At 61.8% G+C, this 14,258-nt stretch carries 6 protein-coding genes; all 6 read left to right on the forward strand.

Going from position 1 to position 14,258, the window contains the following annotated elements; genetic code table 11:
- The 6 genes from fdh3B to ACFPFW_RS11890 all read left to right on the forward strand — a co-directional run bounded on the left by fdh3B (position 1) and on the right by ACFPFW_RS11890 (position 14,210).
- A complete protein-coding gene (gene fdh3B / locus ACFPFW_RS11865) occupies positions 1–597 on the forward strand; it encodes a formate dehydrogenase FDH3 subunit beta (protein WP_114956103.1) in 597 nt (198 codons plus the stop codon).
- 10 nt (positions 598–607) lie between these two features.
- On the forward strand, positions 608–1,654 hold the full coding sequence (locus tag ACFPFW_RS11870) for a formate dehydrogenase subunit gamma (protein ID WP_114956102.1): 1,047 nt from the start codon (positions 608–610) through the stop codon (positions 1,652–1,654).
- A gap of 4 nt (positions 1,655–1,658) precedes the next feature.
- Positions 1,659–2,369, forward strand: coding sequence for a hypothetical protein (locus ACFPFW_RS11875; protein WP_114956101.1), 711 nt, complete (start codon positions 1,659–1,661; stop codon positions 2,367–2,369).
- A gap of 10 nt (positions 2,370–2,379) precedes the next feature.
- The gene (locus ACFPFW_RS11880) at positions 2,380–2,571 is read left to right on the forward strand and encodes a hypothetical protein (protein ID WP_114956100.1); all 192 of its coding nucleotides are present in this window, start codon (positions 2,380–2,382) and stop codon (positions 2,569–2,571) included.
- 412 nt (positions 2,572–2,983) lie between these two features.
- On the forward strand, positions 2,984–3,652 hold the full coding sequence (locus tag ACFPFW_RS11885) for a LuxR C-terminal-related transcriptional regulator (RefSeq protein ID WP_114956099.1): 669 nt from the start codon (positions 2,984–2,986) through the stop codon (positions 3,650–3,652).
- Between the two features lie 322 nt (positions 3,653–3,974).
- On the forward strand, positions 3,975–14,210 hold the full coding sequence (locus tag ACFPFW_RS11890; protein WP_114956098.1) for a peroxidase family protein: 10,236 nt from the start codon (positions 3,975–3,977) through the stop codon (positions 14,208–14,210).
- The last annotated feature ends 48 nt before the right edge of the window (positions 14,211–14,258 follow it).

The raw sequence follows: 14,258 nt of genomic DNA on the forward strand, positions 1-14,258 counted from the left end.
ATGGCCCGCATGAAATTCCTCTGCGACGCGGACCGCTGCATCGAGTGCAATGCCTGCGTGACCGCGTGCAAGAACGAGCACGACGTGCCCTGGGGCATCAATCGCCGCCGCGTCGTTACCCTCAATGACGGCAAGCCGGGCGAACGCTCGGTCTCGATGGCCTGTATGCACTGCACCGATGCGCCCTGCGCCTCGGTTTGCCCGGTGAACTGCTTCTTCACCACTGCCGACGGCGTGGTGCTGCACTCCAAGGACCTTTGCATCGGCTGCGGCTACTGCTTCTACGCCTGCCCGTTCGGCGCACCGCAATATCCGCGCGTCGGCAATTTCGGTTCGCGCGGCAAGATGGACAAATGCACTTTCTGCGCGGGCGGTCCGGAGCAGGACATGAGCGAGGTGGAATACGCAAAATACGGTCGTAACCGCATCGCCGAGGGCAAGCTGCCGCTCTGCGCCGAGATGTGCTCCACCAAGGCACTGCTCGCCGGCGACGGCGAGATCATCGCCACGATCTACAAAGAACGTGTGGCCAAGCGCGGCTACGGCACCGGCGCATGGGGATGGAAGACCGCCTACCGCGAAACCGTGCAGACCTGAGGAGACGGCGATGAAGCAGACACGTCTCATCCTTGCGGCCGTCTTTGCTGCGGGACTGTTCGCGGCGGCGCCGGCCTTCGCCCAGCATGGCCAGGACCCGCTTCCCGCCCCGGCGACGGAAAATCCGAGCGGCCAGAATCCGACGGCCGACGCGCCGACCGAGCAGCAGCTCCTCAACCAATTGCAAGGCGGGCGGCTCGAAGGGCGTGTCAGCATCCCGGATCACAAATCCGCCGTGCTGGAACAACCTGCCGGCCGCTTCGAATACCGTGCCTTCCGCGAGGAATGGTTGCCCTGGATCGGCGGCATCGCCATCATTGGCATGCTCATCGCGCTGTTCGCCTTCTACTTCACGCGCGGTCGGATCACGCTGGAGGACAGTCCAGAATCCGGGCGGAAAATCCTCCGTTTCACTTTTATCGAGCGGCTGAATCACTGGATGACGGCAACCGCCTTCATCCTGCTCGCCCTGACTGGGCTCAATTATATCTTCGGCAAGCGGCTGATCTTTCCATTGATCGGACCGGACGCCTTCGCCGTTTGGAGCCAGTACGCGAAATACGTCCACAATTTCGTGTCCTGGCCGTTCATGGTCGGCCTGGTGATCATGATTTTGGTTTGGATCAAGGACAACGTCCCAAGTCGGGTCGACTGGGTCTGGATCAAGCAATTCGGCGGTTTCATCGGCGGCAAGCATCCCCCGGCCCGCCGGTTTAACGCCGGCCAAAAAGTCGTGTTCTGGTCGGTCGTCATTGGCGGTCTCGCGCTGTCGGCGACCGGTATCATCATGCTCTTTCCCTTCACCGTAGCCGGGATCGAGGGCATGCAGATCGCGATGTATATCCACGCGACCGTGGGCGTCCTGCTCATCGCCGTGATCCTCGCGCACATCTATATCGGCTCGCTCGGTATGGAGGGTGCCTACGACGCGATGGGTTCCGGCGAGGTCGACCTCGGTTGGGCCAAGACACATCACAGCCTCTGGGTCGAGGAAGAGCAGGCCAAGACGATCGACGGCCCGCAACTCGGGCCGCGCGGCGCGCAACCGGCGGAGTGAGACGATGAAGAGCCATCTCCTCGCGGCACTGCTCGCCGCTTCCACGCTGACGCCGTTCGCCGCCGTCGCGCAGACGCCTCCGCCCGCTGACGCTGCCCAACCTTCAGCACCGGCGGCGCCCACGCCGGCCCCGGTTGCTCCGGCTGCTCCCGCGGCGCCTGCGGTTGCCGCAACACCGGCTGCCCCGGCGAGCGGGCCGGCCAATATCTGCACTGAACTGGTGGCTTTCCTGACGCCGAAGCCCGCCGCTCCTGCTCCAGCCTCGGCACCTGCCACCTCGGCTCAACCAGCGGGATCGGCACAGGTCGCGCCGTCAACCCAGGATCCGAACAAACCGACATCGACACCCGGCGCTCCGCCTCCGGCGGCAGCCGCATCGGGCGGCTCGGCTCAGCAGGCATCAGGACAGTCGGGTACCGCTGTCGAAGCTCCGAAAGCCGGACCGGCCCCCGCTCCCGGACAGGGCCAGAATGCACCGCAGACGTCCGGCATGAGCGCGCCGACGCCGACGCCGCCGGACCCGCCGAAGAAGCAGGCATCGATCAAGCTGGACGAGGCCAAGGCAATGGCGGACGCGAACGATATCCCGGCGTGCCATGCGGCGGCACGGAAGACCCGTCGCGAGGGCGTCGACATGCCTCCTGCGCTGATCGCACTGGCGGCACTCGATCTTAAGTATCAAGCAAAGGCCGGCCCAACCGTGCCGGCACAATGAGAGGCAAGCCGTGAGAACCATCCTGGCCGGAATTTGCGTGACCCTGGCGCTGGCCGTGGTGGCCGCGTTCGCGCTGTCCGAAGCGCAGAAGGACTCCTTCCAGGTCTACGCCACCCAAAGCGTGCGGGTTGGCGATCCGGGCCACAATCTCGTCGGGCCGAAATGGAACGGAGAGAATTACGCACCCGATCGCGATCTCTGAGGTGTCCTTACAGTCGGGTGATCGCCAGGCTGTAGACCGATAAACGCTGGAGGCACGTTCTCCCCTACCCCCGCTTTTTCAAAGCTCTTGGAGCACCTTCGACCGGACTGGATCCGTCAGAAACCCGTGGGAGCCGCGGAAGTTGTGAAGGCACTGCCTTAGAAAGATTATTTATAGCTTTTCTAATGATTTAGCTTAGTGAAATTGATTGGAATCAAACTTCGGAACGAACCCTTCGTTCCTATAGTAATGCCAACACGATAACGCTCGGTAACATAGCTTCAGTTTTGCGAATGGTTCGCAATAGCAGAATTGCGGGATTAAGTACATTTCGAGGATTTGAATTTACGACTTTCGTATGGAGTGTTAACGTCGGTTGTAGATAAGAAGAATACCACCGAGGCTAACGCCAATGTTCCGTATCAATCTGGCGCTTGTCGACGAGCAACCGCTTTTTCTCGCCGGTCTGGCGAATTTGTTCGGATCGGACGACAGGTTCAAGATCGTAGCTACCGGTTCGTCGCCGTCGGATCTCGCTGCGATAACGCACGAACATCAGCCCGATCTCCTGATAACCGAACTGTCCTTCGCAGGCGAGACGCGCGCCGCAATCCAGGAACTGCAGCGTCTCGCGCAAACCGCGAAGATCCTTGTCTGTACGTCGGTCACGGACATCGATGTTGCGGTGAAGGCGCTGGACGCGGGAGCCCGGGGATACGTCCTGAAAGGGAGCTCAGTCCCCGAACTGTTGGCGGCTATCGAAGCGGTCGGACGTGGCGACACCTTTATCAATCAGTGCTTCGCAGCGAAAGTCATTGCGGCCTTGAGGCAGGCCGCAATGCTCAAGACCGCTGCGGAAAAAGACAAGCTCAGCCTGCGTGAACAGCAGATCGTCCAGCAATTGCTCCGCGGAAGAACCAATCGCGAGATTGCCCACAGCCTTGCGATCAGCGAGAAGACCGTGAAGCACTATATGACGATCATCATGCAGAAACTTCACGCCAGAAACCGGCTTGAAGTTGTTATCGCCGCCCAGCAGCTGCCGCCATACGGTGGCTCGCCTTCCGCCTACGCTAATTGACCTTTAGAGACTTCTATCGTCAGCGCCGCGCTATCGAGCGCGGCGTTTTTGCGTCTGAGACCTTGGCAGGTGCTGGCTCAGACCAAGGTCTGATAATCAGTCGGCCCGAAGTCCAGAATTGAAGTCGGACCTCAATCCCGGAAAATCGTTGGACTTTGTTATCTGACTCGAATTTTCGGGATCAAGCATTATCGCCTCCAATCGCGATATTCGGCGTGGATAACTAACCGAATAAATCCGCGAAATAATTCGGCCGGAAAATGTGTTTTTCGGAACGGGATTTCTATGCCTGGTCTTCAGCGATCGGGCGCCGGAGGGTGTCATGGCTGCTTTTACACTCAACAGGGCTGACCTCGAGTTCATCCTGAAGCAGATCAAGGTTTCCGAAGCGCATGCCAACGGCACGCCTCTGACAGAGATTTACGTCGACCCCGAAGGCAACGTCGTTCCTGCTGGAACGCCCGGAGCAGTTCTGGCCATTCCGGATCCCCATGTCCCTGTCGGTCTGCGCACCGTCGACGGTACCTACAACAACATCGTCGCCGGTCGCGAGAATTTCGGTGCCGCGGACCAGGCCATGCCCCGCCTGCTCGATCCGCACTACGTCAATGATCTTGACGGAGACCAGTTCGACGCCGACGGACCGGGTCCCGCTCCCGCGACGACCAATGGCAATTACGCCAATCCCGGAAATGTCGCGGACGCCGATCCGCGCACGATTTCCAATCTCATTGTCGATATGAGTCTCAACAATCCCGCTGCAGTGATTGCTGCACTCACCTTCGCCGGATCCGAGGATCCGCATGCCGACCTGCAGCGCCTTCTCGATGCGCGCGTCACGCAAGCGGAAGCCGACGCCGCTGTCGTCACCGCCCAGACGGCCCTCGACACGGCGAACGCGAACCTGGATGCGGCCGTCGCTGGTTACGTCCCGGGAGATACAGCCAGCATCGACGCTATTCAGGATGCGGCCGAGGCCGTCACTGCCGCTGAGCAAACGCTCGAAGCGGCTGAAACGGTCGCCGCCGATCCAGCGGCCGCGCTCGAAACCCTGGCAGGTGAACTCGGCCTGGTTATCAACAGCGAGGGCTCGTTGGTCATTCCCAACGTCGCGCCCGACGAAGGGCTCTCCGCGCCGTTCAACGCCTGGATGACATTCTTCGGCCAGTTCTTCGACCACGGCCTCGATCTGATCACCAAAGGCGGTAATGGCACCGTCTACATTCCGCTGGAACCGGACGACCCGCTTTACGTTCCCGGCGGCCACAGCAATTTCATGGTGCTCACACGCGCCGCGCCGGACGAAAACGGCGAGCACACCAACACAACCACGTCCTGGGTCGACCAGAACCAGACCTATACGTCCCACGCATCGCATCAGGTCTTCCTGCGCGAGTACAAGTTCTCGGAAGACACGGATAGCGACGGAGTTGCCGATGCTCGCGCTGTCGCAACCGGCAGACTTCTCGACGGTCACCACACCGAAGGTTCGGTCGTTAACAAGAACGGCCTGCCGACCTGGGCTGATGTAAAGGACCAGGCGCAGACGATGCTCGGCCTGACGCTGAGCGACGTGCATGTGCTGGAAGTGCCGCTACTCGCGACCGACGAATACGGCATGTTCGAGCGCGGTCCGAATGGCTACGCACAGGTGCTCGTCGAAGTCGAGCATTCCGGCGGAACCGCCGTGTTGAAAGTCGAAGGCAAAGCGGGCGGTCTTGACCTGCTGAACATTACGGCCGCCGACCTGCCTGCCGGTCACGGGCTGGCAGACGTCACGACCATCGCGCCGCTCGGCACGCGCCACGCCTTCCTGGACGACATCGCGCACAATGCAGTGCCGAAGCTCGGCCTCGTCGATCACGACCGGAACCCGGCTACCGCACCGATCGAAATTCTACCCGACGATGACGACGTCGCCGGCAATCCGCTCATTCCGAACCAGTTCGGCATCAACGAGCGCTATGACGACGAGTTGCTTGAGCGCCACTTCATCACGGGCGATGGCCGCGGCAACGAGAATATTGGCCTGACGGCCGTCCACCACGTCTTCCATTCCGAGCACAATCGTCAGATCGACTCGCAGAAGCTGATCATCCTGCAAAGCGGCGATCTAGATTTCATCAATGAATGGCTTGTCGGGTCCGACATCACCGCGCTGCCGGACGGCTTCGCCGACATGACGGCCGTTCAGCAACTCGCGTTCGGCGAAACATTGAATTGGGACGGCGAGCGTTTGTTCCAGGCCGGCCGTTTCGCGACCGAGATGCAGTACCAGCATCTCGTCTTCGAGGAGTTCGCCCGCAAGGTGCAGCCGGCGATCGACCCGTTCGTCTTCAACTCGATCACGGATATCGATCCCTCGATTTTCTCCGAGTTCGCGAACGTCGTGTACCGCTTCGGCCACTCCATGCTGACCGACAGCATGCCCCGCGTGCTGCTGAACGAGGATGGAACGGTTGCCTCAACCGACGACATGGGGCTGATCGACTCGTTCCTGAACCCCATCGCGTTTAACAATGACGGTGCACTGACGGCCGAGGAAGCCGCCGGCGCCATCGTCCGCGGCATGACCATCGAACGCGGCAACGAGATTGACGAATTCGTCACCGGAGCGCTGCGCAACAACCTGCTCGGATTGCCGCTGGACCTCGCGACGATCAACATCGCGCGCGGTCGCGACACGGGCATGCCGACGCTCAACCAGGCGCGCGAACAGCTCTATGCTGCGACCGGCTCGACCTTCCTTACGCCTTACGACAGCTGGACGGATTTCGCGGCCAATCTGAAGAATCCGATCTCGGTGGTGAATTTCATCGCCGCCTATGGGCTCCACGCCTCGATCACCGACCAGGTCACCGACCCGGCAGCAGTCACGCCGACCAACCCGACCGGGCTGCGTGACAAGACGCTCGAGGAAAAACGCGATGCCGCCTGGGCACTCGTGTTCGGCGAGACCGTCGGAACGGCCACTGTGGTCCCGGCCGACCGGCTGGATTTCCTCAACAGCACCGGCGACTACAACGCCGGCAACAACGGCCTCAACACGATCGATCTGTGGATCGGCGGCCTCGCCGAAAAGAAGATGCCGTTTGGCGGCTTCCTCGGCTCGACGTTCAACGCAGTGTTCGAGGCACAGCTCGAGGCGCTGCAGGACGGCGACCGCTTCTACTACCTGACCCGCACGCAGGGTCAGAACTTCCTGAACATGCTGGAGCAGAACTCCTTCGCCAAAATGATCATGGCGAACACCGACATCTCGCAGCCGGGCGCGGACGGTATCCGCGGCACGGCCGACGACGTTATCAGCCGCCATATCGGCGTCGATTCCTTCGCGAACTACGACTTCGTGCTGGAAGTGAACGCCGCCAATCAAGCCGACTATGATCCCGAGAACAATGATCTCGACGGTCCCGGCCCCGTCGATCCGCTCGGCAACGACCCGGCGCTGGAAGCCATGGGTCTCGGCAAGGTCCAGCGCGACAATCCGGGCACCCTTGGTCCGGACGCCAACTATATCCGCTTCACCGGCGGCGAGCACGTCGTGGTCGGCGGCACGAACAACGCCGATACGATCATCACCGACTTCGGTGACGATGGCATCTGGGGCGATGCGGGCAATGACCGCATCGAGTCCGGCGCGGGCGTCGATCTCGTCAACGGCGGCTCCGGCGACGACATCATCACCGACAGTGGCGACAGCGGCGACTTCATCAAGGGTGATGAGGGTAACGACGTCATAGCCAACTCGAATGGCCTCGACATCCTGATGGGTGGCAGCGGCAAGGACGCGATCTTTGTCGGTGTCGACGACACCGAAGTCTTCGGTGGCGAAGGCGACGATTTCATTGCCGGCGGCGCCGGTGTCGACCTGCTGATGGGCAATGAGGGCGACGACTGGATGGAGGCCGCGGGCGGCTTCGACACCACGGCAGGCGACAATTCGGAACTGTTCTTCAACAGCGCCATCAAAGGCCATGACGTCATGTTCGCCGGTGACGACGAGCATGACTTCGACGCCGAGTCCGGCGACGACATCATGGTTCAGGGCGAAAGCGTCATGCGCAATGAGGGCATGTTCGGCTTCGACTGGGCGATCTTCAAGGATGCGCAGATCGACGGTTACGCCGACATGCGCATCCCGATCTTCACCACCGAGCAGGAAGATGTCTTGCGCAACCGCTTCGACAAGGTCGAGGCGCTTTCCGGCTGGAACGGCAACGACACCCTGCTGGGCGACGACCGTGTTTTCGGAGAAATCGCGCCCGGCGATACGGTGGCGACCACCGAAGGTATCTTCTTCAACGACGGGCTCGACCAGGCGGGTATCGACCGGATCACGGGTCTCAGCGCAATCGTGAGGGTCAACCCCGAAACCGGCTTCTTCGAGGCTGGCAACATTCTCCTCGGCGGCGCGGGCAACGACAATCTGCGCGGCAACGGCGGTGACGACATTCTCGATGGCGATCGCTGGCTGAACGTCCGTATCAGTATCCGGGCAAATGCCGACGGAACCGGGGCGGAGCTCGCGACTGTCGATACGATGCGGCATACTTTCGCCGCCGACGACACATCGGTGCCCGCCGCCTGGCGCGGTCACGCGCTGTTCGAACTGCTGGTCAATCGCACGATCGTGCCGACCCAGATGCAGATCGTCCGCGAGATCGTGGACACCGGCGCAACTGCGACCGACGAGGACATCGCGTTCTTCAACGACGTCCGCGCCAACTACACGGTCGAGCGAAACACGGACGGCAGCTTCACGGTCACCCATGTCACGGTGAGTGTGGTCATCGATCCGCTAACCGAGCGCAATCTCGTCTCGGACGGCGTGGATACACTGCACAACGTCGAGATCGCCAGGTTCCTCGATGAAGACGTTCTGCTCGTCAATCGCGCGCCTACCGGCTTCCCGACGATCACGGGCACCGAGAACGTTCTGACAGCCAATATCAACGGCATCGCCGACCAGAACGGACTGCCACCCGCCGCGGACTTCGATTACCAGTGGCAGGTTTCGAACAACGGCCTTGATGGCTGGACCAATATCGGAACGAACAGCCCAACGTTCGCCGTCGCTAACAACGATAACCGGTTCTACCGGGTTGCCGTGAGCTATACGGACGACAGCGGTTACGCGGAAACCGTCACGTCCCAGATGACGGCCGTTGTCGGTGACAACAACGGCGGCGGCGTCAATGACACCCTCAACGGCACTGCCGACCCGAACCTGATCAACGGACGCGACGGCAACGATACGTTGAACGGTGGTCAAGGCGATGACGTCATCAATGGCGGCGATGATAACGACACGTTGAACGGTGGTGCGGGCAACGACACTCTGAATGGCGGTGCCAACACCGACACGGTGACGTACGTGGCTGCGACCGGGGCGGTGACTGTCAACCTCGCTACCGGCCTGGCGACCGGTGCCGATGGCAACGACACGCTGACGAGCATCGAGAACGTCACTGCCAGCAATTTCGACGACGTTCTCACTGGCAATGCCGGTGACAACCTGCTGGCGGGTCGGACCGGCAATGACACCTATCGCGTTGACCTGAATGGTGGCGATGACACGATCAACGAGCTCGGAGGCCAGGATCGCATTACGATCCTGACGGCGGGAGCGGCGCTCGCATCCCTTTCCGTCTCCGACGATGGCGCCGGCACGAATGACGGCAACCTCGACATCGCCTTCAACGGCCAGACCCTGACCGCGATCGATCACTTCGACAACACGAACGAAGGTGTCGAGCTGATCAACTTCGACGGTGGTTCTTATGCCGGCTACCAGCTCGGTTCGGCCGACTACACGGTCAGCACGGCCGATCCGGCCAATAGCGGGACTCCGACCGCCCGGACGGTCACCGTTGCGTCGGGCAATAACCTGCTCGCCGGCGAAACCGGCGCGGATCGTCTGACGGGTGGGACCGGCAACGATCTTCTGTTCGGCGCAGCAGGCAATGACATACTCAATGGCGGCGCCGGCAACGACCTTCTCGTCGGCGGTGATGGAAATGATACGGTCAGCGGCGGCGACGGCAACGACGTCATCGTCTACGACATCGACGAGGGCGACGGCGGCGGTGATACGATCACCGGCGGCGCGAACACCGATACGTTGGCGATTGTCGACGAAGGCGGAAACGATGCCGAGACCCTGTCGGTGAATTTCGACGGAACCCGCATCACCCAGATCGAGGGCGGCGGCTCGGTTGCGGCGGACGTGGAAAGCGTCACCGCGAGCCTGGGCGCCGGCAGCGACACCCTTGCCTACAACACAGCAAGCGCCGTTTCGGTCGATCTGGCGGCGGGCACGGCGACCGGCTTCACATCGATTGCCGGCGTCGACAACGTCACCGGTGGGACCGGTAGCGACACGTTCCGTGGCAATGCCGACGACAACGTGTTCACCGGCAATGGCGGCACCGATCGCGTGGTGTTCTCCGGCACGGCCTCCGCTCATGTTTTCACGCTCGACGGCACGAGTCTTGAGGTCACCGGCACGGGCGGCACGGACACGCTCAGCAGCGTGGAACAGCTTGAGTTTGACGACGGCGTCTATGCCCTCGTCCAGGGCACGGGCGGCGTGAATACCCTGACGGGCAGCGTCAATGCCGACCTGCTTCTGGGCTTCGGCGGCAACGACACGATCAACGCCGGCGCTGGCGACGACATGATCGTCTACAACGCTGGAACCGACGGCCGCGATATCGTCAACGGCGGCACTGAGGGCACTGAGGGCGATACATTCGTCATCAACGGCACCAACGCGGCCGAGACCTATCGGGTCTATACACGCGCTGCCTGGGATGCAGTTGCCGGAAATGACGGTGCCAGCCTCGCCGCAGCCACGGAAATCGTGATCACGCGAAACGGCACCAACTTCGCTTCGGTGATCGCCGAACTCGCGGACATCGAGGAGATCCGGATCAACACCGGGCCCGGCAACGACACGGTGCTGCCGATCGGCGATTTCTCGCCGACGAGCCTGAGCTTCAACACCATCACGATCGATGGTTCCGAAGGCAATGATACGGTCGACATCTCCAGCCTGACATCGGCCCACCGTATCGTCTTCAAGTCCAACGGTGGCAACGACACGATCGTCGGCACAATGCGGCCGCAGGACGTGATCGAACTCGCGGACGGACAATCGCTCGCCAACTACACGACTACGGTCAATCCGAACGGCACAACGACCCTGTCGAACGGAACGCATTCGATCACCTTCGCGAGTAACGGCAATCCGGTGATCGTGGATGATGACGACGACGTCATCGATGGTGCGTTCGAGCTGACAGCTCGCGATATCGCGGGCCTGAAGAACCTCGTTCAGGGTCGGCCTGCATTCGAGGATGACGACGATACCGAAGGTCATGAAGGCATCCGCGATCTCGAGGGCACTGGCAACAATGTAGCCAACCCCGATTTCGGCTCGGCCGACCAGCCTTTCATCCGCCTGACGGAAGCCCGCTACGGCGATCTCAACGATGAAGGCAATCGCGATATCAATCCCATCTTCGACGGGCTCGATCCGCGCGACATCAGCAACATCTTGGGCGAGCAGGAGGATGGGCTTCCCAAGCAGGCCAACGACGCGAACATCTTCTTCATGGCGTTCGGCCAGTACTTCGACCACGGCCTCGACTTCCTGCCGAAGAACGCGGCGTATGGAAAGCTCGAAATCGGCGGTCCCGACGAAGGCGCGCCGTTTGGCAGCACACCGGCGGATCTGACGCGTGGCGAGGTGTCTGGCTTCGATGAAGACGGCAATCCCGAGCACATGAACAAGACCTCGCCGTTCGTCGACCAGAACCAGGCCTACGGGTCGAACGAACTGGTCGGTCAGTTCCTGCGCGAGAGCGACGGCAACCAGGGCGTCGGCATGCGTCTGCTCCAGGGCGGCGTCGATCCCTCGAACCCGGATTTCAATCTGCTCCCGACCCTGCGTGAGCTGATCCAGCATCACTGGGAGGCGAACACGATCTTCCACGACGCGTCGCTACCCGGCGGACAAATCAGTTTCCGCGACTATTACTCGAACTATCCGATCCCAAGTGGTGCGACCGGCAACCTGCTCGATGAGGTTACGGGAGCGTTCGATCCGGACGTTCTGAACGCGGCTGTGTCCAATTTCATGGGCAGCGGTTTCCCGCTTCTGCTGGACACAAATCCGTTCATCAGCCTGCTCGACCACTTTGTGGCGGGCGACGGGCGTGCCAACGAGAACTTCGCGCTGACCGCGATGCACACGGTCTGGGCCCGGAACCACAACTTCCATGTCGAGAAGCTGCTCGAAGCTGGCTTCGACGGCACGGATGAAGAGGTCTTCCAGGCGGCGAAGATGTTGAACGAGGCGGAGTATCAGCGGGTCGTCTTCGACGAATTCGCCGACGCTCTCATCGGCGGCATACGCGGCTTGGGTACCCACGGACATGAGGGCTATAACGAAGAGGTCGACGCCCGAATCTCGCACGAATTCGCCTCGGCGGTCTATCGCGTCGGTCACTCCCTGATCGGCCAGACTATGACCATTCTCGACGAGAACGGTCAGCCGAAGCAGGTGGCGCTGTTCGACGCGTTCCTCAATCCGAGCAACGACCCGGGCGTGTTCACCGCGCCTCTGCCTCCTGGCTACGTGCCGCAGCCCGGCTATGCTCAGCTCGGCGTCAGCTCGATCCTGGGCGGCATCGCACAGCAGCCGGCCGAAGAGGTCGACTTCAACATCGTCGACGCGGTGCGCAACGACCTGGTTCGCATCAACGCCGACCTGTTCTCCTTCAACGTTGCCCGCGGACGCGATGTGGGTCTCGGTACCCTCAATCAGGTGCGCGCCGACCTGAAGGCCTCGCTCGACCCGTACATCCGGGAAGCGATCGGCTTCGCCGGCAATATGGACCCCTACACGTCCTGGGCAGACTTCCAGGCGCGGAACGGGCTGAGCAATACGGTCATCGCGCAGTTCATGGAGGCCTATCCGGATCTCGTCCTCGATACGCAGGAAAAGATCGACGCCTTCGTCGAGGTCAATCCGGACATCCAACTTCAGGATGGACCGAACGGCTCGAAGATCGTCAAGGGCATCGATCGTGTCGATCTGTGGGTCGGCGGCCTGGCCGAGCAGCACATCAATGGCGGCATGGTCGGCCAGACCTTCTGGGTCGTGCTGCACGAGCAGTTCGACCGCCTGCAGGAAGGCGACCGGTTCTACTACCTCGACAGGTTCGACAACTTCGACTTCTACGAGGAGTTCGTCGACGGCCAGGAGTTCGCGGACATCATCGCCCGCAATACGGGCCTGACCAACCTGCCCGAGCACATCTTCGAAGCCGACCTCGAAGACGAGGACGACGACGATGATACCGGCCAGGATCCGGACGATGACGATGACGAAGACGAGGATGATGACGACGACACCGGAACCGGTGGCGACGATGACGAAGATGAAGATGATGACGATCCCACTGGATCGGACGACGATGAAGACGAAGAAGACGACGACGATGAAGACGACACGTCCGGGTCCGATGATGATGATGACGAGGATGAAGACGACGAAGACGACGAGGACGACACCAGTGGTGACGACGACGATGACGACGACACCACTGGCGAGGACGATGACGACACCACCGTCCCACCGCCTCCTGTCCAACCCGGCGTCGGCACGGCTCTAGCGGACGTCCTCGTCGGCACCGCCGCGGCGGACAATCTGATCGGTCTCGCCAGCGACGACGTCATCATGGGCCATGGTGGAGACGACGCGATCGTCGCCGGCGAAGGCAACGACTTCGTCAATGGCGGTGAAGGTCGCGACGTGATCTCGGCGAATGCCGGCGACGATCATGTCTTCGGCGGCGGCGCGGCTGACATGATCTACGGCGATGCCGGCGACGATCGCCTGTTCGGCGATGCCGGAGACGACCTGATCAATGCGGGCGCTGGAAGCGACACGGTCGTCGGCGGCGCGGGCAACGATCTGTTCGTCGCCGAGGTCGGAGACGGGAACGACAGCTATTTTGGCGACGAGCCGAATGGCGGAACTGGCATCGATACGCTCGACATGTCGGCGATCACGGCGGCGATCACGGTCGATCTCGGAACCGGTGTCGGCGGCCATGGCAGCACGACGAGTGCGCAGAGTGGGACCGACGCGCTATGGGGCGTCGAGAACGTGATCGGCGGCTCCGGAGCCGACTCGATCACGGCAAGCGAAGCCGTGAACGTCATGGATGGCGGTGCCGGCAACGACACCTTCCGGTTCCTGAGCGCCGCGGCCGCGAATGGCGACACGATCGTCAACTTCCAGGTTGGCGACCAGGTCGACCTCACCGGCATCGACGCCAACAGCGGAGTCACGGGCAACCAGGCGTTCTCGCTGGTGGCAGGCCCGACCTTCACGGCGGCCGCGCAACTGATGGTCTCCTACGAGACCAGGGCTGACGGCGACTACACCGTAATCCAGGGCAATACCGGCGGCGACAACACGGCCGACTTCAAGCTGAGTCTCAAGGGCACGCATGAGTTCGTTCCGGACGACCTCAAGCTCTGACTTCTGACGCCAAGACGACGGGCCGGTTCCTCCGGCCCGTCATTAGCC

The sequence above is a fragment of the Flaviflagellibacter deserti genome, assembly GCF_042652085.1.
In the GTDB taxonomy this organism is placed as follows: Bacteria; Pseudomonadota; Alphaproteobacteria; order Rhizobiales; family Methylopilaceae; genus Flaviflagellibacter; species Flaviflagellibacter deserti.